At 66.4% G+C, this 21,087-nt stretch carries 20 protein-coding genes and 1 pseudogene; 8 read left to right on the top strand and 13 right to left on the bottom strand.

Going from position 1 to position 21,087, the window contains the following annotated elements:
• Positions 1-54 precede the first annotated feature (54 nt).
• The 6 genes from ACP7A5_RS16405 to ACP7A5_RS16380 form a co-directional block, all read right to left on the bottom strand.
• On the bottom strand, positions 55-495 hold the full coding sequence (locus tag ACP7A5_RS16405; protein ID WP_426042922.1) for an ion channel: 441 nt from the start codon (positions 493-495) through the stop codon (positions 55-57).
• Positions 495-1,214, bottom strand: coding sequence for a 16S rRNA (uracil(1498)-N(3))-methyltransferase (locus ACP7A5_RS16400; RefSeq protein ID WP_426042910.1), 720 nt, complete (start codon positions 1,212-1,214; stop codon positions 495-497). The genes ACP7A5_RS16405 and ACP7A5_RS16400 overlap by 1 nt, the downstream gene beginning before the upstream one ends.
• Positions 1,211-1,609: a hypothetical protein gene (locus tag ACP7A5_RS16395; protein WP_426042909.1), complete on the bottom strand. Its 399-nt coding sequence runs from the start codon at positions 1,607-1,609 to the stop codon at positions 1,211-1,213. The genes ACP7A5_RS16400 and ACP7A5_RS16395 overlap by 4 nt, the downstream gene beginning before the upstream one ends.
• Positions 1,610-1,726: 117 nt before the next feature.
• Positions 1,727-2,890: an acyl-CoA dehydrogenase family protein gene (locus ACP7A5_RS16390; protein ID WP_426042908.1), complete on the bottom strand. Its 1,164-nt coding sequence runs from the start codon at positions 2,888-2,890 to the stop codon at positions 1,727-1,729.
• Positions 2,891-3,063: 173 nt separating this feature from the next.
• Positions 3,064-4,848, bottom strand: a complete 1,785-nt coding sequence (locus tag ACP7A5_RS16385; protein WP_426042907.1) for an acyl-CoA dehydrogenase C-terminal domain-containing protein — start codon at positions 4,846-4,848, stop codon at positions 3,064-3,066.
• A 4-nt stretch (positions 4,849-4,852) separates the two neighbouring features.
• On the bottom strand, positions 4,853-5,335 hold the full coding sequence (locus ACP7A5_RS16380; RefSeq protein ID WP_303696758.1) for a MerR family transcriptional regulator: 483 nt from the start codon (positions 5,333-5,335) through the stop codon (positions 4,853-4,855).
• Positions 5,336-5,388: 53 nt separating this feature from the next.
• On the opposite strand from ACP7A5_RS16380, the gene ACP7A5_RS16375 reads away from it, so the two are divergent.
• Positions 5,389-5,580 carry a DUF2256 domain-containing protein gene (locus ACP7A5_RS16375; RefSeq protein ID WP_426042906.1) on the top strand — a complete coding sequence of 64 codons (192 nt, stop codon included), beginning with the start codon at positions 5,389-5,391 and terminating at the stop codon, positions 5,578-5,580.
• On the opposite strand, the gene ACP7A5_RS16370 is transcribed toward ACP7A5_RS16375, so the two are convergent.
• The 4 genes from ACP7A5_RS16370 to ACP7A5_RS16355 all read right to left on the bottom strand — a co-directional run bounded on the left by ACP7A5_RS16370 (position 5,549) and on the right by ACP7A5_RS16355 (position 8,683).
• Entirely contained in the window at positions 5,549-5,989 is a 441-nt protein-coding gene (locus ACP7A5_RS16370; RefSeq protein WP_426042905.1) for a DoxX family protein, read from the bottom strand. The genes ACP7A5_RS16375 and ACP7A5_RS16370 overlap by 32 nt on opposite strands.
• A 353-nt stretch (positions 5,990-6,342) precedes the next feature.
• Positions 6,343-6,579 (bottom strand): helix-turn-helix domain-containing protein, encoded by a 237-nt coding sequence (locus tag ACP7A5_RS16365; RefSeq protein WP_426042904.1) that lies wholly within the window; start codon positions 6,577-6,579, stop codon positions 6,343-6,345.
• Between the two features lie 8 nt (positions 6,580-6,587).
• Complete coding sequence (locus ACP7A5_RS16360) at positions 6,588-7,109, bottom strand: DUF2975 domain-containing protein (RefSeq protein WP_426042903.1); 522 nt, start codon at positions 7,107-7,109, stop codon at positions 6,588-6,590.
• 110 nt (positions 7,110-7,219) lie between these two features.
• Positions 7,220-8,683 (bottom strand): protein adenylyltransferase SelO family protein, encoded by a 1,464-nt coding sequence (locus tag ACP7A5_RS16355; protein ID WP_426042902.1) that lies wholly within the window; start codon positions 8,681-8,683, stop codon positions 7,220-7,222.
• Between the two features lie 351 nt (positions 8,684-9,034).
• Here ACP7A5_RS16355 and nhaA point away from each other — a divergent pair, with 351 nt between their 5' ends.
• From nhaA to ACP7A5_RS16340, 3 genes are all read left to right on the top strand, one after another.
• Positions 9,035-10,246, top strand: coding sequence for a Na+/H+ antiporter NhaA (gene nhaA, locus ACP7A5_RS16350; RefSeq protein WP_426042901.1), 1,212 nt, complete (start codon positions 9,035-9,037; stop codon positions 10,244-10,246).
• Between the two features lie 234 nt (positions 10,247-10,480).
• Positions 10,481-13,096: a TonB-dependent receptor gene (locus ACP7A5_RS16345; RefSeq protein WP_426042900.1), complete on the top strand. Its 2,616-nt coding sequence runs from the start codon at positions 10,481-10,483 to the stop codon at positions 13,094-13,096.
• Between the two features lie 192 nt (positions 13,097-13,288).
• Positions 13,289-13,483: a hypothetical protein gene (locus ACP7A5_RS16340; RefSeq protein ID WP_426042899.1), complete on the top strand. Its 195-nt coding sequence runs from the start codon at positions 13,289-13,291 to the stop codon at positions 13,481-13,483.
• A gap of 61 nt (positions 13,484-13,544) precedes the next feature.
• Here ACP7A5_RS16340 and ACP7A5_RS16335 read toward each other — a convergent pair whose 3' ends face one another.
• Positions 13,545-16,631, bottom strand: coding sequence for an efflux RND transporter permease subunit (locus ACP7A5_RS16335; RefSeq protein WP_426042898.1), 3,087 nt, complete (start codon positions 16,629-16,631; stop codon positions 13,545-13,547).
• A gap of 9 nt (positions 16,632-16,640) precedes the next feature.
• Positions 16,641-17,801, bottom strand: coding sequence for an efflux RND transporter periplasmic adaptor subunit (locus ACP7A5_RS16330; protein ID WP_426042897.1), 1,161 nt, complete (start codon positions 17,799-17,801; stop codon positions 16,641-16,643).
• Between the two features lie 224 nt (positions 17,802-18,025).
• Between ACP7A5_RS16330 and lepA the strand changes: the two genes are divergently transcribed.
• Positions 18,026-19,834 (top strand): translation elongation factor 4, encoded by a 1,809-nt coding sequence (lepA, locus tag ACP7A5_RS16325; RefSeq protein ID WP_426042896.1) that lies wholly within the window; start codon positions 18,026-18,028, stop codon positions 19,832-19,834.
• A 127-nt stretch (positions 19,835-19,961) separates the two neighbouring features.
• Here the strand turns inward: lepA and ACP7A5_RS16320 are convergent, their stop codons facing one another.
• Positions 19,962-20,258, bottom strand: a complete 297-nt coding sequence (locus ACP7A5_RS16320; RefSeq protein ID WP_426042895.1) for a nucleotidyltransferase family protein — start codon at positions 20,256-20,258, stop codon at positions 19,962-19,964.
• A 147-nt stretch (positions 20,259-20,405) separates the two neighbouring features.
• Here ACP7A5_RS16320 and ACP7A5_RS16315 point away from each other — a divergent pair, with 147 nt between their 5' ends.
• The 3 genes and pseudogenes from ACP7A5_RS16315 to ACP7A5_RS16305 all read left to right on the top strand — a co-directional run.
• Positions 20,406-20,639, top strand: a complete 234-nt coding sequence (locus ACP7A5_RS16315) for a DUF2283 domain-containing protein (protein WP_426042894.1) — start codon at positions 20,406-20,408, stop codon at positions 20,637-20,639.
• A gap of 20 nt (positions 20,640-20,659) precedes the next feature.
• Positions 20,660-20,737: pseudogene (locus tag ACP7A5_RS16310) on the top strand (hypothetical protein); the annotation flags it as partial.
• A gap of 70 nt (positions 20,738-20,807) precedes the next feature.
• On the top strand, positions 20,808-21,087 hold a 280-nt coding region (locus tag ACP7A5_RS16305), incomplete at its 3' end, for a hypothetical protein (RefSeq protein WP_426042893.1).

Here is a 21,087-nt window from a genome sequence, read left to right as displayed (position 1 = left end):
GTTGCGGCTAGATGGGCGAGATTGCGGTCGGTCTCAAGGGGTTGGGCCGGACGATCAGCCGTCGTGCCTGCGCGCGGGCAGGAAGCGGGTCATCAGGGTGACGAAGAAGGCCACCGACCAGCCGAGCAGAAGGGCGCCGTTAATCCCCTCGAGCGCGCCCAGCAACTTCCATTCCGGGGCCATGGCGGCGTCGGAAAAGCCGATCGAGGCGTAGGCGATGGTGGAGAAATAGACCGCGTCACGCACGGTCTCGACCGCCCCGATGACGCGATAGACAAGGGCGTACAGCCAGATTTCGATCCCATGCAGGACGAGGAGGCCGAGGGCCGAGAGGACGGCGACGACGGCTCCCTCGCCCGAGACGGGGCTGATCCGGGATTTGCCGCGGGCGCGCTCCATCCATTCCATCAGATGGCCGAGGGCGAGCAGCCCGGCCCCGTGGATGACGACCGTCAGCAGCACCATCACGGTGGCCACGGCCAGTTCGGCAAACATCACGCCGCACGCTCCCAGTCGCCGACGGCGGCCTGCCACAGGGTCATGGCGGCGATGGCGGCGGTGTCGGCGCGCAGGATGCGCGGACCCAGCGACACGGCCGTGGTGAAGGGCAGGGCGCGCAGACGCTCGCGCTCCTCGGGCGAGAAGCCGCCTTCAGGACCGATTAGGATGGCCCAGGGACCGGGCTCGGTGACGGCGGCGGCGACCGGCGCGCCCCCGGTCTCGTCGCAGAACATCAGCCGGCGCGCGCCGTCCCAGCCGTCGAGGATGGCGGCGAGTTTTTCGGGATCGTCGACGGTCGGCACGTCGAGGCGGCCGGTCTGTTCGGCGGCTTCGATGGCGATGGCGTCGAGGCGGTCCAGGCGGATGTGCTCGACATTGGTGCGCTGGGTGACCGTCAGGCGCACGCGGCGGGCGCCGAGTTCCGCGGCCTTCTCGACGATGGTCTCGACGCGCGATTTCTTGACCACGGCGACGATCAGTTCGAGGTCGGGGCCGAGAGTCTGGGGGCGGATCTGTTCCCCGGCGCGAAGGACGACACCCTTCTTGAGTATTTCGGCGATTGTGGCGCGCCACTCGCCGTCACGGCCGTTGAAGATCAGCAGATCGTCGCCGAGCTTCAGCCGCATGACCTGGGTCAGATAGCGCGACTGGTCGAGCGTCGGGGCGACGGCGGCGCCGGCGGACAGGTCCGGAATGACGTGAAGGCGGATCATGATGCGATCTTCGGCGGCGTGTCGGGCAGTCTGGCGCCGAACGTCCGTGCGACGACGGGGAAGATGGCGTCGGCCTCGGCTTCGGTGGCGCCGAACGGGGCGCGCAGATCGAGCCAGTAGGCCCGGAACTCCTGGCCGTCCGACAAGGCGAGGACGGTCAGGGCGGCCCGGATACGCCCCTGGGTCTCACGCGTCAGTTCGCCGAAGGGGCCGGCGATGTCGGCCTTGAGCGCGCGCGAAACGTCGGCAGCGTTCAGCGGGTCGACCGGGCCGAGGCGGTCGAGGGTCGCGTCATTGCTCGCCTGACCGATCCACACGTCGAACAGGCTGTCGAGCAGTTCCGAGCGGGCCCGGGCCTCGCGTTCGGCCAGTCGTTGAGGGGCGGTCTTGCGCATGTCGCCTCATAGCCGCTGCGCCGGCATGGGACCATCCTTGGCGACAGGCGAGGCGAGCTTGTCATCCCCGCTTTCGCGGGATGACCGGAATTCTATTTTAACGCGTGATCGCTAGAACTACAAACTCCGCGCGATTAAAACCTTCATGATCTCGTTGGTGCCGCCGTAGATGCGCTGGACGCGGGCGTCCTTGTAGAGCTGGGCGATGGGGTATTCGTTCATATAGCCGTAGCCGCCGTGCAGCTGGAGCATCTCGTCGAGGGTCTCGCCCTGGATGTCGGTGACCCAGTATTTGGCCATGGAGGCGGTCACGGCGTCGAGCTGGCCCTTCAGGTGCAGGCCGATGCAGTGGTCGACGAAGACCTTGGCGACGGTCAGCTTGGTCTTGACCTCGGCCAGTTTGAACTGGGTGTTCTGGAACTCCAGGATCGCCTTGCCGAAGGCCTTGCGGCCCTTCACATACTCCAGCGTCTCGTGCAGGCCCCGCTCGCAGGCGGCCAGACCCTGAACAGCGATGTTCAACCGCTCCTGGGGGAGCTGCTGCATCAGCTGGATGAAGCCCCGGCCTTCCTCGCCGCCGATGATGTTGTCGCCGGGGACCTGGACGTCGTTGAAGAAGAGCTCGGAGGTGTCATTGCCCTCCATGCCGATCTTGTGGAGGTTGCGGCCGCGCTCGAAGCCGCCCGCGCCGTCAGTCTCGACCACGATCAGGGAGGTGCCTTTGGAGCCCTGGGTCGGGTCGGTCTTGGCGACGACGATGATGAAGTTGGCCAGCTGGCCGTTGGTGATGAAGGTCTTGGAGCCGTTCACCACATAGCCGTTGCCGGACTTGATGGCGGTGGTCTTGATGCCTTGCAGGTCTGAGCCGGCGCCCGGCTCGGTCATGGCGATGGCGCCGACCAGTTCGCCGGTGGCCAGACGCGGCAGCCAGCGCGTCTTCTGCTCCTCGGTGCCGTAGTGCCAGATATAGGGCATGACGATCGCGTTGTGCAGCGAGATGCCGAAGTGGTCGGAGCCCTTCCAGCCCAGCTGACGCATCAGCACGACCTCGTGGCGATAGTCGCCGCCCATGCCGCCATCTTCCTCGGGCATCGACAGGCCCAGCAGGCCCGCCTCGCCGGCGTCGTTCCACAGCTGCCGCGGGACGCTGGAGTTGGCGATCCACGACTGGACCGCCTCGGGCGCGGCGTGCTCGTCGATCCATTTGCCGACGCTGTCGGAGAAGAGGGTGATCTCCTCGTCCTGCATGAAATCGGGTTCGGGGACGTTGAGGACGTTCATGGTCTCACTCGATCATCTCCCTCCCCCTGTGGGGGAGGGTGGCCGCGCAGCGGCCGGGTGGGGGCGTCAAGGCGAAGTGGACACCGGCGTGTGGATCGCCCGGCCCACCCCACCCGGTCGTCGCTACGCGCCGACCTCCCTCCCCCGAGGGGGAGGGAGAGGGGGGTGCGTCCTCAGAACGCCTCGGCGGGCATGGCCATGAGGACGTCGGAACCCGTCTTGAGCTTGGCCAGGTGGGCGTGTGCGTCCGGCAGGATCCGCTCGACGAAGTAACGGCCCGTCTGCAGCTTGGTGACATAGAAGGGGTCGGTCGATCCGGCGTCCACCTGTTTCTGGGCGGCCACCGCCATCTGGGCCCACAGATAGGCGAGCGCCGTCAGGCCGAAGATGTGCAGATAGTCTGTCGAGGCGGCGGCGGCGTTGTCCGGGTTCTGCATGCCGTTCTGCATCAACCACATGGTGCCGTCCTGCAGCTTCTTCTTGGCGTCGGCGAGGCCATCGACGAAGGGTTTGATCGGGCCCTCGGCGCCATTCTCGGCCACGAAGGCGTCGATGTCGGCGAACCAGCTCATGATCGCCCGGCCGCCGTTGGCGGGAAGTTTGCGCCCCACCAGATCCAGCGCCTGGATGCCGTTGGCGCCCTCATAGATCATGGTGATGCGTGCATCGCGCAGATGCTGTGACGCCGCGAAATGCTCCGTGTACCCCGAACCACCGTGCACCTGCATGGCCAGCGAGGCGACGTGGAAGCCTTTGTCGGTCAGATAGGCTTTCAGAACCGGGGTGATCAGACCCATGTAGTCATGGGCCTTCTGCGCCTCGGCGGCATCGTCCGAATGCTGAAGATCGGCCTGGAGCGCGGTCCACAGGGTGAAGGCCTGGCCGCCTTCAACGAAGGCCTTGGCCTCCAGAAGCATGCGGCGCACGTCCGGGTGGACCATGATGGAGTCGGCCGGCAGCTCGGGGCTCTTCGGTCCGGTCAGGCTGCGACCCTGCAGGCGGTCATGGGCGAATTCGACGGCGGCCTGGTAGGCGGCGGTGGCGATCGACAGGCCCTGCAGGCCCGTGCCGAGGCGGGCCTCGTTCATCATCACGAACATGGCGGCCATGCCCTTGTTCTCGGTCCCGACGAGCCAGCCCTTCGCGTTCTCATAGGCCATGACGCAGGTGGCGTTTCCGTGGATGCCCATCTTGTGCTCGAGGCCGGCGCAGGCGGCGCCGACGTTGCGCTCGCCCAGCGAGCCGTCCTCATTGACGAAGACCTTGGGCACGACGAACAGGCTGATGCCCTTGATTCCCTCCGGCGCGCCCTCGATGCGGGCCAGCACCAGATGGATGATGTTGTCGGTGAAGTCGTGCTCGCCCGAGCTGATCCAGATCTTCTGGCCGGTGATGTTGAAGCTGCCGTCGCCGTTCGGGATGGCTTTCGTGCGGATCAGGCCCAGGTCCGTGCCGCACTGGGGCTCGGTCAGGTTCATGGTGCCGCCCCATTCGCCGGACGCCATCTTCGGCAGATACATCGCTTTCTGCTCAGGCGAACCGTTGGCGTTCAGCCCCCAGTAGGCGCCCGCCGTCAGGCCCGGATACATCGAGAAGGCGGCCGATGCCGCGGCCGTGAACTGGCCGAACGCCATGGCCACGACCGAGGGCATGCCCTGGCCGCCATGCTCGGGTAGGGCCGACAGGGCGGGCCAGCCGGCCTCGACCATCGCGTGATAGGCTTCCTTCCAGCCGGCCGGGCCGGTGACCTTGCCGTCGACCCATTTGCAGCCTTGCTGATCGCCGATCCGGTTGATGGGGGCGATGACCTCCTCGGCGAATTTCGCGCCCTCCTCGAGAATCTGCTGGACCAGATCGGAGGAGACATCCTTGAAGCCGGGCGAGTTCGAGTAGCGGTCGATTTCCAGAACCTCGTTGAGGACGAAGGTCAGGTCGCGGACAGGCGCCTTGTAGGCCATGGGGTCAGGCTCTCAGCTTGAACGGATGATGGGCGTGTTGGTCGAGGTGCTGGCGCAGCACCGAGGCGTATTCCTCGGCGCCGGGCAGAAGGTCGGGGCGCTGTTCGGACAGGCGGGATTCCATCGCCGCGCAAGCTGCCTCGGCCATCTCAATGGCGGCGTCGAGGTCATCGCGTTGCTGCTTCAGGGCCTCGATCTGCGCGCGGTGGCGGGCGAGGGCGATGGCCATCTGATGGGTGTTGCCGTCGTTGCGGTCGTACAGATCCAGCATTTCCTGGATCTCGGTCAGGGTGAAGCCGATGCGACGGCCGCGCAGGATCAGCTTCAGGCGGGCGCGGTCGCGGGCGTCATAGACCCGGGTCTGGCCCTTGCGGGCCGGGGTCAGCAGGCCCTTGTCCTCATAGAAGCGCAGCGCGCGCGCGGTCGCCCCGAACTCCCGGCAGAGCTGGCGGATCGAATATGTGCGATGATCGTCGGCGGTCGCCATACGCCGACATAACCCAAACTTGACGCGCACGTAAAGGGAAGCTTTTAAGGGCCATGGCCCGCGAACACGTCAACAGGGGCGTTGCGCCCGACAAGCGCGATTTGCCGCAGAAGACGTGCGTCTCCTGCGGCAAGCCTTTTGCGTGGAGAGCCAAATGGGCCCGCGACTGGGAGCAGGTGAAATTCTGTTCCGAACGCTGTCGGCGTGTGGGAGTCAGCGGCGACCCAGCAGCACCGGGATCGTGATCGCAAGCAGCGCCACGTTGGTCAGGGCCAGGCCGATATCCAGACCGGCGGCGTGAACTGACAGCATGACGACTTCCAGTGCGGTCAGGCCGGCGGCCGAGATCAGCAAGGGCCAGCGGCCGAGCTTCCAAGACACCAGCGGAGCCAGCATGCCGAGCGCCAGGACGATCTCGACGATGCCCACGCCGCGCACCAGGTTTTCGCTGACCAGCGCCGGCCAGTTCATCAAGGCGACCAGATTGTCGAGCGGCTCGGTCAGCTTGGCGTAGCCGGCCGCGAAGAAGAACATCGCCGTCCATCCCTGGAGGGTCCAGAGCGAGAGATTGCGGTATCCGGCGACCGCGCGGGCGCGGGCGGCGGAGACGGGGGCGCGGCCGGTCGTGGGGCAGGGGGTGAAGGTCGTGGACATGGCGTTTTCGATTTCGTCGGGGAGGACGGGTGAATTGGTAACAGTGGCTAGATCAGATCGAACATCGGCTTCCGCAAGAGGTCGCAAGCCACACCGTAACCGAAGGTGATGAAGAAGCTGTGCCGTAGCTACGGGGCCGTAGCGTGGCGGTATTCATACAAGTCGGTAATCCCGGAGGGCCGCCGCCTTGAGGACAGATATGGCAGAGCTGACCAAAAAGTCATCAGCCGTAGACATCAATTGATGACATCAGGTGATGACTTAATGTTTCGCGTGGCCGAAATGCCGCTATGACGGGGTTCTGAGGCCGCTGAACCGCGTCGTCCCGGCGCGAAGGGCCAGAGCGATCCTGGTCACTCTTCACCACCCTCCGCGGGCGGCTGCGGGCCCGGCGTGCTGGCCAGCAACTGGCCCGGCTGACAGCCCAGTTCGCGGCACAGGGCGTCCAGGGTGGAGAAGCGGATGGCGCGCGCCTTGCCGGTCTTCAGGATGGAAAGGTTGGCGATCGTGACCCCGACCCGGTCGCTGAGTTCCGTCAGCGACATGCGGCGTTCGACGAGCATCTGATCCAGTTGCACAATAATGGCCATGGAGCACCTCAGACCGTCATCTGCGCTTCGTCGCGCATCGCCGACCCTTGCCGGAACACCTCGGCCAGCATGAAGACGATCAGGATGCCCAGCCAGGAGCCGAGATCGACCGAATAGTCGAGGTTGTCGATGACCCCCTCCGGCACAGTCCAGGCCAGGATGAAGGCGCTGATCTGCACCCCGATCAGGCCGAAGCCGACCCCCTGCAGGCGTCCGACATTGGCGCGTTCGAAGGCGTCGCCCTGGTTCACGGCGAGGAACATCCGGCGCAGGCGGTTGAGGACCCACCAGGTGCTCAGGGTGGCGACAAAGGCGGCGAGGAAGGTGGCGCGCTCATTCAGCATCAAGGAGCGCCAGCCGGCCTCGTTGTCCGCGAGGCCATCGATGAAGCCGGCGCCGAAGTCCGGCATTACCAGAGACGCCGCAAGCATCAGGCCCGTGGCGATCACGGCGAAGGCCACGAGTATGTTCACGAACCCCAGGACCCAGCGCAGGACGCTGGCGACGGAACGACGACCGATGAGCTTCACTTGACGACCTCCACGCCGCGATAGGTGCGGCCATGTCGATAGTCGATATGGGTTTATTGATTATCGATCAAGAATATTCTCGATAAACGATATGAAGCTTTTGTAAGATTTCAGGCGCGGGCCGTGCGGGTTGCTTCCAGCCGGGCCAGTTTGTCGTGCAGGGGCGACCAGTCGTCGGCGGTGTCGATCGCGGACCACAGCGTTTCGACCTCGTCGATCAGCATCTCCTCAGGATCGGGGTTGGCGAAGATGGAGTCCTCCAGCCGCTCGGGCCGGTCGGGCTCGTGCTCGAACAGGGCGAAGCGGAAGGCGTCGAAGGCCTCGCCCTGCCATTCGCTCGCGCGCGGACCGGCGAGGGCGCGGGCGGAGGAGGAGAAGCCGGCGAACCAGTCGTGGAACAGGGGCTCCCAACGGATCGCCTCCCCCTTTTCGCGCAGCAGGGCCAGGGTCGTATCGAGCAGGCGCTGATCGGCGGCCTCGCCAAGGCTCTTCACGCCGAGCCGGTCCAGGAAGGCGGCGCGCAGCTCGCGGATATAGGCCGGACCGAAGCCGTTCAGGGCCTCGGTCAATGCCAGAACCTGGGGCTCGGCGTCGGCGACCAGTTTCAGACAGCCGGCCAGCTGGGTCAGGTTCCAGAACACCGCCTCCGGCTGGCGCGCGAAGGCGTATAGGCCCTGGCTGTCGAAATAGGCGGCTGTGAAGCCGGGCTCGTAGGACGGCAGGAACCGCCACGGGCCGTAGTCGAAGCTCTCGCCCGTGACGTTAAGATTATCGGTGTTTAGGACGCCGTGGACGAAGCCGGCGGCGATCCAGCGGGCCGTCAACCGGGCCGATGCGGCGACGATGGCGGCGAGCAGGCCGGGCGCGTCTCCGGGGGCGACGGCGGGGTGATAGAGGGCGCGGACATGCTCGACCAGGGTCTCGATCTGGTCGGCGCGGCCGAAGAAGGCGGCGCGCTGGAAGGTTCCGAAGCGGACGTGGCTATGTTGAAGACGGACGAGCACGGCCGAGCGGGTGGGGGAGGGTTCGTCGCCGCGTTCCAGATGTTCACCCGTCTCGATCAGCGACAGGGCGCGACTGGTCGGAACGCCTTGAGCCTCCAGCATGGCGGCGGCCAGCACCTCGCGGACGCCGCCCTTCAGCGTCAGCCGGCCGTCGCCGGAGCGGGACCAGGGTGTTGTGCCGGAGCCTTTTGTTCCCAGGTCGAGAAGACGACCTGGAAGCGCGCTATCGCTCGCGACGCGGTCGCTCGCTGCTTGAGCGCGGAGTGTTTCTCGCATCTGCGCCGCCAGGAAGCCGCGCCCGTCGCCGAGGTCGGGGTTGTAGGTGCGGAACTGGTGCCCGTGATAGCGCATGGCGACCGGGCCGGGCTGACCGGGCAGGGGCTGGAAGCGACCGAAATGGGCGATCCATTCGGCGTCGGTCAGACTATCGAGCCCCACGGTCGCTGCAGCAAGGTCGTTGCGGACGCGCAGGATCGTCTCGGGAAAGTCGGCGGGCCCAACGGCGTCTGAATAGGCCTCGCCCAGATCGAAGAAGCGGGGTTCAGGACGATAGGCGGGACCAGCGGGCATGGGCCGCAAATGGACGTCCGCCGTCTCGGCTGCAATGGCGGACGGCGTTGTCGATGTTCGTAGTTCCGGCCTCGAAAGGTTTGCGGTTCGAGATCGCCGTGACGGCGCCGGGGCCCCAACCAGCCGAATATGGTCAATGCGGCTCGGAGCGATCGCTGCAAAGTCTGCCCAGGACGACAATCGCCCTCTGGCGGCGAGATCGGATTGAACTCACGAGGCTTGACTGTATTCTGTCATCAGAGATCAGGCCTGCACGGCCAGGCTGGCGTCGTCTCCGGATGACGAACCCGGTCCGGCGTTCGTCGATAACCGGACGCCACGGAACACACCCTTCCAGATCTGGAGGCCGCCGTGGCGCGCAAACTGACACTCGATTTCCTCAAGACCGAGGCCGCCTCGGGCGCTGTGCTGGGGCTGGCGGCCATTGCCGCCCTGGTCGTCGCCAACTCCCCTCTGTCCGAGGCCTATTTCTACTGGCTCAAGAGCGAGCATCTGTTCCAGGCGGGGCCGCTGCAACTTGAACTGTCCGTCTCGGAGTGGATCAAGGAGGGCCTGATGGCCGTCTTCTTCCTGGTGGTCGGGCTCGAGATAAAATACGAGATCCTTCAAGGCGAGCTGAGCGACCCGAAGAAGCTGGTGACCCCCATCGTCGCCGCCCTGGGGGGGATGCTGGCGCCCGCAGGCCTGTATCTGCTCGTTTCCGGCGTCCTCGGGGGGCCGCACGCGGGCTGGCCCATTCCATTGGCCACCGACATCGCCTTCGCACTCGCCGTCTTTGCTCTGGTGGGCAAGGGACTGCCGTCGTCGTTGAGGGTTTTCCTGTTGACCCTGGCCATCGTCGACGACCTCGGCGCGATCGCACTGATTGCCGTTCTGTTCAGCACCGGCGTGGACTGGATGCTGGTGGGCGCGGCCAGCGCGCTGCTGCTCGTCGGTTCGGTGATGTCGTTGCGCCGGATTTCTGCGCCGTTCTGGGGGCTCGGCTTCGCCCTGGTCTGGTGGCTGAGCGTCAAGGCGGGGCTGAGCACCTCACTCGCCGCCGTCGCCTTCGCCGCCATCGTGCCGGTGTCCCCGCGAACCGACGACAGGCAGAGTCCCCTCAAGGAAGCGATGCACGACCTGCATCCTTATGTCGCCTATCTGGTTCTGCCGCTGTTCGCCTTCGCCAAGGCCGGGGTGTCGTTCGCGGGCCTGTCGATCGACCAGATGTTCGCGCCTCTGGTTCTCGGCGTCGCCGCCGGCCTGTTCATCGGCAAGCAGATCGGCGTCATGGGCGCCGCCTGGCTGGTTTCGGTCCTGAAGCTCGGAGCCCGCCCCAGTGGCGCCAGTTGGCTTCAAATCTACGGCGTTTCTCTTCTTTGCGGCGTCGGCTTCACCATGAGCCTGTTCATCGGCGCCCTGGCCTTTCCCGGAGCGGTGGACTCGCCGGAACAGGTCGAAGTCAAGCTGGGCGTGATCCTGGGATCGGTGCTTTCGGCGACTCTGGGCGGCATCGTTCTATCGATCGCGTCGAACCGGAAGCGAGCCTCCAGGGCTTCCTCCAAGCCGATTACTGAATCTTGAGGCGCGAATATTGACCTAAGGTCATCACGTTCTGTCGCTTTCGCGTCACACAGGGCGCTATCCCAAGGCTGAAATATAGCGTGAGCCCTGCGTTCTCCTTGTCGCACTGTGCGGCTTGCACTACGAAAAACCCACGAGAATCCGACGCTCCGTAAGAAGAGCGCGGGTTGGGAATCAGGAAACGCCGCGATGCGCTCCGAGAGGAGGCGTCGGGCCATGAGCCGGGAGCCATCCATGCGTCTTAGTCAAATTCTTCGTTGCACGGCATCCGCCGCCGTCGTCGGCGCCGTGGCCTTCGGCTTCGCCGGGGTCGCCTCGGCCCAGGACGGCCAGGCCTCATCGGTCGACGACATCATCGTCACCGCCCAGAAGCGTGAGCAGAGCCTGCAGGACGTGCCGATCGTGGTCACCTCCCTGTCGGCCGAGGCGCTCGAAGACGCCGGCGTCAAGGACATCAAGGATCTGCAGATCCTGACCCCCGGTCTGACCGTCACCTCGACGACGTCGGAAGCCTCGACCACCGCCCGTATCCGCGGCGTCGGCACGGTCGGCGACAACCCCGGCCTGGAAAGCTCGGTCGGCGTGGTGATCGACGGCGTCTATCGCTCGCGCAACGGCGTCGGCTTCGGCGACATCGGCGAACTGAGCCGCATCGAAGTGCTGAAGGGACCGCAAGGCACCCTGTTCGGCAAGAACACCTCGGCCGGCGTCATCAACATCATTACCGAAGCCCCGTCCTTCACGCCGGGCTACAGCGCCGAGTTCACCGCCGGCAACTACGGCTCGCTGGGCGCCGCCGGTTCGATCACCGGCCCGATCAACGACCAGGTCGCCATGCGCCTGTACGCCGCCCGCCGCGTGCGCGACGGCTTCTACAATGTCGACACCGGCGACGGTCCCCGCACCGAGACCGACGACGCGAACGTGGACTTCTACACCCTCCGCGGCCAGTTGCTGGTTCTGCCGAACGACTCGTCGTCGGTCCGCATCATCGCCGACTACACCGCCCGTGACGAATACTGCTGCACCGGCGTTCAGGTCCGCACCGGCCCGACCTATCCGTTCATCGACGGCGCCTCGGTCGGCACCGGCCAGCGCCCGCCGGCCGCCGGTTTCGGCTTCCTCCCCTTCTCGCGTGACGCCTTCACCAACCGCGCCACCGATCAGCAGATCGAGGACAAGGGCATCTCGGCGGAAGCCAACATCGACATCGATCAGTGGAACGCCACCTTCACCTCGATCTCCTCGTTCCGTGACTGGAAGGTCCAGAATGGCCAGGACGCCGACTTCACCGGCGCCGACATCGCCTACCGCGTCAACGACGGCCAGTTCGGCGCCGGCGTCCGTAACATCACCCAGGAATTCCGCCTGGCGGGCGCCACGGACAGCCTTGACTGGCTGGTCGGGGTGTTCGCCACCCGTGAGCAGGTCAACCGTCACGACAGCTTCTACCTCGGCGCCGACTACGCTCCGGTCCTGTCGTTGCAGCTGACGGCGCCGTTCGCCGGCCTGGGCATTCCGACCAGCGCCAACTCGATCGGTTGCTTCACCCGCGCCGGCCAGACGGTGACCCAGATGACGCAGTGCCTCGGCACCGGCGGCGCCGTGTTCGGTACGGGCCCGACGCCCGTCGCCGGTCAGGCCCTGCGCGACGAATACCAGCAGCAGTCAGACTCGCTGGCCATCTTCACCAACAACAGCTGGCACGTCACCGACCAGTTCGATGTGACCCTGGGCCTGCGCTACACCTACGACAAGAAGACGCTGGAAGGCCTGCAGACCAACGTCGGCACGTCCTCGGCCACCTGCGCCGGCGCCCTGGGCAACTTCACGACCCTCGCCACCCTGGTAGGCGGCGGCAACCCGGCCGCCGGTCAGGCCAGCGCCGGCGCCATCACCGCACGCCTGTGCCTGCCCTGGACCAACCCGTTCTTCGCCAACCGCGGCATCCGTGAGAGCGCCAACGACGGCACCCTCAGCGGCACGGTCAAGGCGGCCTATCGCCTGAACGACTCGGTGCTGGTCTATGGTTCGTATGCCCGGGGCTACAAGAGCTTCGGCTACAACCAGGATCGCGTGCAGGGAACGGTTCCGCCGACCCCGCAGGCGTCGCTGTTCTTCCCTTCGGAAGACGTCAACAGCTACGAACTGGGCATCAAGACCACCCTGTTCGATCGCTCCATGCTGCTGAACGCCACCTACTTCGACCAGACGTTTGAGAACTTCCAGCTCAACACCTTCCTCGGCACCGCCTTCGTGGTTGAGTCGATCCCCGAGCTGACCTCGCGCGGCGTCGACGCCGACTTCCTGTGGTTCACCCCGGTGGAGGGCCTCAGCTTCTCGGGCGGCGTCACCTATACCAAGGCCGAGTACGCCAGCTTCACCGCTGCTGACCTGGCCAACCCGGCCAACTTCCCGGGCTTGTCGCTGCTGCCAGGCGCCACACCGTCGTTCGCGCCGGAATGGTCCTATGTCGCCGCCGTCAACTTTAACCGGTCGATCGGCAATGGCCTGACTGCAGGCTTCAGCCTGCAGGGCAAGTACATGACCGAGTACAACACTGGCTCCGACCTGCTGCCCTACAAGATGCAGGACGGCTTCGGCACCGTGAACGGCCGTATCACCATCGGTTCGGAAGACGAGCGCTGGACTCTGGAAGCCTGGGCCCAGAACCTGACGGACGAAGAGTACGTCCAGGTCGCCTACAACGGCTTCCTGCAGGGCAGCGGCTTCCAGACCACGGTCCAGCCGAACGGAACCTTCTACAACCCGGCCGGCGACACCCAGACCATCGACGCCTTCCTGGGGGCCCCGCGTACCTTCGGCGCGACGCTCCGCCTCAAGTACTGAGCCCGGCGAAAGCCGGAAAAACCGAGCCGGCCGGGGGCAACCCCGGCCGGCTTTTTCTTGCGCTCGATCCTGCACCTGCCATGGGGTGCTGGACGCGCTCCGCGACTGTGATCGGGTTGGTCAAGTGACCGTCCACGCTGGCGACCCTCTGGCCGAGGGCTCGCATCATCGATCGACGACCGGCTGAAGGTCGTGAAGCGCAGGCCGGATGCGACCGATCAGGGGCGGGCCGGACAGATGCGGATTGCGGTCGAGGCCTGGAGGACCCGGGCCTTGATATGGCCCCTGCCGTTTCGGGGCTGCCGCCTCGCTCCGGAACAGACGATCCGCCGGCTGTTCACCCTGTCGCAGGCGACGACGGAGATCGACATCCCTGAACACCGATGAGGCTTCGGAATATCGATTCCACGCCGTGTTCGAACGGGGCGGATCCCGACCGCGCCCCCGCTTACTCGGCGGGCGCGGTCTCGCCTGCCTGGGTGTGGTGCTGGCCGGCGAACATCCCGCCCAGCCGACGCCGGATCCAGCCCGAGATGTCGTCCACGATGGTGAAGATCGGCGGGATGAACAGCAACGACAGGAAGGTCGAGGAGATCAGTCCGCCCACGACCGCGATGGCCATCGGTTGACGGAACTCGACGTCGGCGCCCCAGCCCACGGCGACCGGGATCATGCCGGCCCCCATGGCGAAGGTGGTCATCAGGATCGGCCGCGCCCGCTTGTGCGCCGCGTCCATGATGGCGTCGATCCGCTTCATGCCCCCCTGCTCGGCGATGACGATGTAGTCGACCAGCAGGATGGAGTTCTTGGCCGCGATCCCCATCAGCATCAGCACCCCGATCAGGGACGAGATCGAGAAGCTGGACCCGCCGATCATCAGGGCCAGGAAAGCCCCGCCGATGGCGAGCGGCAACGAAGCCATGATGGTGATCGGATAGGCGAAGCTGCGGAACAGCAGCACCAGGACGGCGTACATCAGCAGGATCCCGGTCAGGAAGGCGACCGCGAAACCGCTGATCATCTCCTGGATGAATTCCTGGTCGCCGGCCGGGACCTGACGGACGCCGTCCGGGAGGTTCTGGACCGAGGGCAGTTTCTGGACCAGCACGCCGGCTTCACCCGAACGGATGCCGTCGAGTTCGGCCGTGATCGAGGCAATGCGCGACCGATCCTGACGCAGCACCTGTGAGGGACCGGCGCCGAACTGGATGTCTGCTACGGCGCTCAGCGGCACCGCGCCGCCATTCGCGGTCGGGACGCGCAGGTTCTCGATCACCGACAGGTCCTCGCGGGCGTCGCGCGTCAGGCGCAGACGGATCGGCACCTGACGGTCGCCGAGGTTGTATTTAGGCAGGTTCTGGTCGACGTCGCCGATGGTGGCGACGCGGACGGCCTGGGAGATGGCGCTTGTCGAGACGCCCATCAGGGCGGCTTGGTCCGGACGCGGCGTGACCAGAATCTCGGGCCGCGCGATCGAGGCGGTGTTGACGACGTTGGCCAGGCCGGGGACCGTGCGCATCTCGGCCTCGACGGTACGAGCTGCGGCCACCAGGGCCTCGCCGCTGTCCGACAGGATCGAGAAGGTATAGCTGGTGCCGTCCGAAGGGCCGCCGCCCTGGTTGGCGATGCCTGCGCCGATGCGGGCGCCCGGAATGTCCTTCCAGCTGTCGACCATGGTGCGGGCGAACTCTTGCTGGCTCAGGTCGCGATCACCTTTGGGCAGCAGGTCGGCATAGACGTTGCCCTGGTTGACCTCCTGTCCGCCGATGGCGGCGAAGACAGATGTGACCTCGTCCCGCGCGCGCAGGTCGCCGGTCAGGCGCTGAACGACCGCGTCGGTCTGGGCCAGGGTCGCGCCTGGCGGCAGTTCAACCGAGAAGCCGGCCCGAGCCACGTCGCCCGAGGGCTGGAACTCGAACGGCACGCGAGGCGCGACCAGCAAGGACGTGGCGAGGAACAGCGCAGTGCCTATGGCGAAGACCTTCCAGCGGTTCCTGAGGCTCCAGCTCAGCGACTTCAGATAGCCCGCCATCCAGAACGGGTCCCTGTCCTCATGCTTCTGGTGCTTCAGCAGATAGGCCGCCATCAGCGGCGTCAGGGTTCGCGCCACGACCAGCGAGAACGCCACGGAGACGCAGGCCGCGAGGGCGAAGGCTTTGAAGAACTGGCCGATGATGCCCGGCATGAAGCCGACCGGCGCGAAGACGGCGATGATGGTCGCGGTGGTGGCGACGACGGCCAGGCCGATCTCGTCTGCGGCCTCCATCGAGGCGTTGTAGGGCGATTTTCCGTCCCGCATGTGCCGGACGATGTTCTCGATCTCAACGATGGCGTCATCGACGAGAATGCCGATGGTCAGGGACAGGGCCAGCAGGCTGACCACGTTCAGGGACTGACCCATCGGTCCCAGCACGGCGAAGGCGGGGATCAGCGACAACGGCATGGCCATGGCGGTGATGAAGGTGGCCCGCCAGTCGCGCAGAAAGATGAAGACGACGATGACAGCCAGGACAGCGCCCAGCAGCAGGGCCTCCAGCGAGGCGATGTAGCTTTCCTCGATCTGTTCGACGCTGGCCGTGACCTGCTGGATCTCCAGCTGGGGGTTGTCTTCGTCGATCCTGGCGACGGCCTCGCGGACCTTCTCGGCGATCTTGACCTCGGAGGCGGTGCGCGAGCGCAGGAAGTTGAAGGTGATGGCTTCCTGGCCGTTGTAGCGGGCCAGACGCCGCGGTTCGGACCAGTGGTCCTCCACCGTGCCGAGATCGCCCAGACGCACGGTGCGGCCGCCGCTCAGCGGGACCAGGGTCTCGCGCAGCCCTTCGATCGAGGTCGCGGCGCCCAGGGTGCGGATGGACCGTTCCGAGCCCGAGATGGTCACCCGGCCGCCCGGCTGGTCGGAGTTGACCCCGGTCAGGGCCTGGCTGACCGCCGCCGCCGTCAAGCCATAGGAGGCCAGGCGATCGGGATCCAGTTCGACAGCGATCTCGCGATCCACGCCGCCTGAACGGTTGACCTCTCCCACGCCCTTGATGGCCAGCAGGGTGCGGCTGATGTTGTTATCGACGAACCAGCTGATTTCTTCCGGCGTCATGGTCGAGGAGCGGACGACCCAGGTGATCAGGGCATCGCCGGTGATGTCGATGCGCTGAACACCGGGTTCCTGCATGTCCTGGGGCAGGTCGGCGCGCAGGCCGCTCATGGCGTTGCGCACGTCGTTTGTGGCGCGCTCCGTGTCGGTGCCCAGTTCGAATTCGATCGTCGTCGAGGAGACGCCGTCCATGACCTGGGAGTTGATGTGGCGCACGCCCGACAGGCCGGAGAGAGAGTCTTCGATCAGCCGGGTGACCTGGACCTCCATCTCACTGGGGGCCGCGCCCGGCCGCACGGCCGTGACCGCCACCAGCGGGAAGTCGATGTCCGGATTGTTGTTGATCCGCATGTTGTTGAAGCTGAGCAGACCAGCGATGGTCAGCAGCGTGAACAGCAGGATGATCGGGATCGGGTTCCTGATCGACCAGGAGGAGATGTTCTTCATGGTCAGCCCCTAGCGCGCGGCCGGAGCGGCGGGTGTCGCTGCGGGTGCAACAGCCGTGGCGGCGGTCGCCCCTGCAGGCACGACGTTGACGCGGTCTCCGTCGCCGAGGAAGCCGGCGCCCTCGACCACGACCTGGGCCCCGGCGTTCAGCCCGGTGACCGAGGTGCGCGTCTCGGACCGCGACAGGACCGTCACCGGCTGGAAGCGGACGTGGTTATTGGTCATCAGGACGTACACGCCCGAGCGGTTCTCGCGGTACAGGACGGCGGCCGTGGGCACGGTGATGGTCGGCTGGGCGCCCACGTCGATCTCGGCCCTGGCGAACATTCCGGGGCGGAAGCCGCCGCCAGCCAGGGCGATGCGCGCGACTCCCAGGCGGCTCTGAGCGTTCACCTCCGGCGTGACGATACGAACGCGGCCAGTGGTCTGGCCGACCTGATCGGAAGAGATGGTGGCGGTCTGACCCGCGCGGATCAGGGCCAGCTCGGTCTCGGGCACCTGGGCGTCGAGCTCCAGCCGGCCATCGCGGACCATACGGAACGTCTCGGCCCCGGCCTGGACGATCTGGCCCCGGGTGACGCTGCGGCTGATGATCAGGCCGGCGACCGGCGCCCGCAGGGTCGCCTGTGAAAGCCGGGTCTGGGTCTCGGACAGGGAGGCCCGCGCCGAGGCCAGGTTTGCGGTCGAGGCGCGCTGATTGGCCAGAGCCGTATCCAGCGACGCCTGACTGAGGAAGCCGCGTTCCTTCAGTTCCTGCGAACGGGCCAGGCCGGCCTCGTCGCGGGCCAGGTTGGCCTCGGCGGTCTGTACGCCCGCCTGCTGCTGGCGCAACTGGGCGCGCAGCAGGGCGTCGTTGAGCTGGACGAGGGGCTGGCCCTGGCGGACATAGGAGCCTTCGTCGACGTAGACGGCGGTTGCGACCAGACCGCCGGTCTCGGCGCCGACCGGCACCTCCTCCCAGGCCGTGACGCTGCCGGATGCGGTGATGATGCGCGGCTGGCTGGTCACCGCGGCGGACACCACCGTGACGGTCGGGCCGGAAGCCGCCACAGGCCCGGACTTTTCACCCTTCGCCTCGCCGCTCCCGCCGCAGGCGGCGACGGTCAGGCCCAGGCCGAGGACAAGCGCCAGTGTCGAGGCGCGGAGAAGGCGGGAGGGCGTGGGGGCCACGGAGCGATCCTGTTGTCTGGGCGGGCGAAACGGTGCCGGCAGGGGAGGTCAACCGGCGATGACATGTCCGGCGAGCAGGGGCCTCATACCGCGTTCAGGCGTCGTCCTCAAACGCCAAGCGTCGCCATTACTGCGATGTAATCCGGGCCGAAACCGGTTGCTGAAGGCGTTCTTCAAGACCCGCGTTGGCGCTGTGGGCCCCGTCATGCTAACCGCCCGGCACAATGAAGACGCCGCCCATCGACCGAATCCGCAATTTCTCCGTCGTCGCCCACATCGATCACGGCAAATCCACCCTGTCCGACCGGTTGATTCAATTCACCGGGGGCCTGACCGCGCGCGAAATGTCGGCGCAAGTCCTTGATTCGATGGATATCGAGAAGGAGCGGGGGATCACGATCAAGGCGCAGACGGTGCGCCTGAACTACACGGCGAAGGACGGGCTCGACTATGTCCTGAACCTGATGGACACGCCGGGGCATGTGGACTTCGCCTATGAGGTCAGCCGGTCGCTGGCGGCGTGCGAGGGTTCGCTGCTGGTCGTCGATGCGTCGCAGGGGGTCGAGGCCCAGACCCTGGCCAACGTCTATCAGGCCATCGACAACAATCATGAGATTGTTCCCGTCCTCAACAAGATCGACCTGCCGGCGGCCGAGCCCGAGCGGGTGCGCCAGCAGATCGAGGACGTTATCGGCATCGACGCCTCCGAGGCGGTGCTGTGCAGCGCCAAGTCCGGCATCGGCATCGAGGATGTGCTGGAGGCCATCGTCACCCGCCTGCCGGCCCCCAAGGGCGACCCCGACGCCCCGCTGAAGGCCCTGCTGGTCGACGCCTGGTACGATCCCTATCTGGGCGTCGTCGTCCTGGTGCGCGTGTTCGACGGCGTGCTGAAGGCCGGGATGCGCGTCAAGATGATGCAGAACGGCTCGACCCACCTGATCGACCGGGTCGGCGTCTTCCTGCCCAAGAACACCCCCGTGGACCAGCTCGGCCCCGGCGAGGTCGGCTTCATCACCGCCCAGATCAAGGAGGTCGCCGACGCCGCCGTCGGCGACACCATCACGGATGAAAGGAAGCCGACCGCCGAGGCCCTGAAAGGCTTCAAGGACGTGCAGTCGGTGGTCTTCTGCGGCCTGTTCCCGGTCGACGCCGCGGATTTCGAGGACCTGCGCGCCGCCATCGGCCGCCTGCGCCTGAACGACGCCTCCTTCACCTTCGAGATGGAATCCAGCGCCGCCCTCGGCTTCGGCTTCCGCTGCGGCTTCCTGGGTCTGCTCCATCTGGAGATCATCCAGGAGCGGCTCAGCCGTGAGTTCAACCTCGACCTGATCGCGACGGCGCCGTCGGTGGTCTACAAGATCGGCCTGCGCGACGGGCGCGAGATCGACCTGCACAACCCGGCCGACCTGCCCGACGTGATGCAGATCGAGACCATCTCCGAGCCGTGGATCAAGGCCACCATCCTGACGCCGGACGAATACCTCGGCAGCGTCATCAAGCTGTGTCAGGACCGGCGCGGCTCACAGGTCGAACTGTCCTACGTCGGCAGCCGCGCCCTGGTGGTCTATGAGCTGCCGCTGAACGAGGTGGTGTTCGACTTCTACGACCGGCTGAAGTCGATCTCGAAGGGCTATGCCTCGTTCGACTACGAGATCACCGACTACAAGGTCGGCGACCTGGTCAAGATGAGCATCCTGGTCAATGCCGAGCCGGTCGACGCCCTGTCCATGCTGGTGCACCGCGCGAGGGCCGAGACGCGCGGCCGGGGCATGGTCGAGAAGATGAAGGAGCTGATCCCGCCCCATATGTTCGTCATCCCGATCCAGGCCGCCATCGGCGGCAAGATCATCGCGCGGGAGACGGTGCGGGCGCTGCGCAAGGACGTGACGAGCAAATGCTATGGCGGCGACGCGACCCGCAAGAAGAAGCTGCTCGAGAAGCAGAAGGCCGGCAAGAAGCGCATGCGTCAGTTCGGCAAGGTCGAGATCCCGCAGGAGGCCTTCATCGCCGCGCTGAAGATGGATGAGGATTGACCGCAGTTTGAGGGCGCTAGCGCTCGGCGCGCGGCGCCTCGTTGCTTGAGCGCGGTTTGGTGCGGTAGTGCTTCATGGCGCGAGCGCGGCCTCAGCGGCGGCGATCAGGGCCGGTAGTCGATCCGCCTCAGAAGGCATGGACCGCGTCACGCTCGGCGCTGGGCCGGACGTGGGGCCTGAGCGCCTTGCGTTCCGAGACGTCGACCTTGTTGGGGAACAGATCACTGATGAAATGGGTGATGCCCACATAGTCCCAAAGACCGACCTCGGCCGCCGGGTCGAGCTCGACCATGATGTCGATGTCGCTGTCGGGGCCGGCCTCGCCGCGGGAGAGGGATCCGAACAGCGCCGCGTGGGCCACGCCTTTCAGGCGCAGCGCCGCCTCATTGGCGCGCAGGACGGCGATGACAGCGTCGCGGGTCATGGGCCGAGGATAGTGCGGAAAGGTCCGGGTGGCGAGCGGGCCGCTGTCTGCTGCAAGATCATCGCGCGCGAGACGGTGCGTGCGTCGAGGAAAGCGATCATATTCGCGTCCTGTCGGCCCACCCCGACCGAGACGCGAGACCGCCCGATGGCGATTGAAATCACCTATGATGCCGAAGCCGACGCGCTTTACATCAAACTGTCGGACGCGCGTGCCGTTGAGGGCGCCGACGCCGGACCACTGGTGCTCGACTATGCCGCAGACGGCAAGGTGATCGGCATCGCGGTGCTGTCGGCCGGCACCGTTCTGGCGCCCGGAGACTGGATCAAGGCACCGTCTCCAAACGTCGGCAAGGACGGCCAGGCCTACGCGGCCGAATAGACGCTGATCGCGTTTCCTGCGAGCGGATGCGCCAGTTCGGCGAGGTCGAGATCCCGCAGGAGGCCTTCATCGCCGCCCTGAAGATGGACGATGACTGACCATCGGGGCCGGGCGCCGGAACACCCGTGATCCGGTAACGTTGTCATCGTCTGGACGAGGAGTCTGACGATGAAACGATCAATCACCCTGACGAGCGCGCTGGCGCTGACCCTGGCCATCTCGGGCGCCGCGATGGCGCAAAACGGGAACGGCAACGGCAATGGCCGGGGCAACGGTAATGGCGGGGGCGACAACGCCCGGCAGGAACGCGGCAACGGCAACGGTGGCGAAAACCGGGGCGGCGGCAACGACAACCGGGGCGGCGATCACGGCCGCGGCAACGACCGCATGGAGCGGCAGGTCGAGGGCCGTATCCCCGACGTCGCCCGCGATATGGCGCGCGGTCAGG

This window comes from Brevundimonas sp. TWP2-3-4b1, from assembly GCF_049897665.1.
GTDB lineage: Bacteria > Pseudomonadota > Alphaproteobacteria > Caulobacterales > Caulobacteraceae > Brevundimonas > Brevundimonas subvibrioides_B.
The sequence above is the reverse complement of the archived record's forward strand: the minus strand, read 5'-3'. Positions and strand labels throughout refer to the sequence as shown.

Bases quoted from the DNA above. Each gene is read 5' to 3' on its own strand.
- ACP7A5_RS16405 (WP_426042922.1), bottom strand. From the start codon at position 495: ATGTTTGCCGAACTGGCCGTGGCCACCGTGATGGTGCTGCTGACGGTC.
- ACP7A5_RS16400 (WP_426042910.1), bottom strand. From the start codon at position 1,214: ATGATCCGCCTTCACGTCATTCCGGACCTGTCCGCCGGCGCCGCCGTC.
- ACP7A5_RS16395 (WP_426042909.1), bottom strand. From the start codon at position 1,609: ATGCGCAAGACCGCCCCTCAACGACTGGCCGAACGCGAGGCCCGGGCC.
- ACP7A5_RS16390 (WP_426042908.1), bottom strand. From the start codon at position 2,890: ATGAACGTCCTCAACGTCCCCGAACCCGATTTCATGCAGGACGAGGAG.
- ACP7A5_RS16385 (WP_426042907.1), bottom strand. From the start codon at position 4,848: ATGGCCTACAAGGCGCCTGTCCGCGACCTGACCTTCGTCCTCAACGAG.
- ACP7A5_RS16380 (WP_303696758.1), bottom strand. From the start codon at position 5,335: ATGGCGACCGCCGACGATCATCGCACATATTCGATCCGCCAGCTCTGC.
- ACP7A5_RS16375 (WP_426042906.1), top strand. From the start codon at position 5,389: ATGGCCCGCGAACACGTCAACAGGGGCGTTGCGCCCGACAAGCGCGAT.
- ACP7A5_RS16370 (WP_426042905.1), bottom strand. From the start codon at position 5,989: ATGTCCACGACCTTCACCCCCTGCCCCACGACCGGCCGCGCCCCCGTC.
- ACP7A5_RS16365 (WP_426042904.1), bottom strand. From the start codon at position 6,579: ATGGCCATTATTGTGCAACTGGATCAGATGCTCGTCGAACGCCGCATG.
- ACP7A5_RS16355 (WP_426042902.1), bottom strand. From the start codon at position 8,683: ATGCCCGCTGGTCCCGCCTATCGTCCTGAACCCCGCTTCTTCGATCTG.
- ACP7A5_RS16345 (WP_426042900.1), top strand. From the start codon at position 10,481: ATGCGTCTTAGTCAAATTCTTCGTTGCACGGCATCCGCCGCCGTCGTC.
- ACP7A5_RS16335 (WP_426042898.1), bottom strand. From the start codon at position 16,631: ATGAAGAACATCTCCTCCTGGTCGATCAGGAACCCGATCCCGATCATC.
- lepA (WP_426042896.1), top strand. From the start codon at position 18,026: ATGAAGACGCCGCCCATCGACCGAATCCGCAATTTCTCCGTCGTCGCC.
- ACP7A5_RS16320 (WP_426042895.1), bottom strand. From the start codon at position 20,258: ATGACCCGCGACGCTGTCATCGCCGTCCTGCGCGCCAATGAGGCGGCG.
- ACP7A5_RS16315 (WP_426042894.1), top strand. From the start codon at position 20,406: ATGGCGATTGAAATCACCTATGATGCCGAAGCCGACGCGCTTTACATC.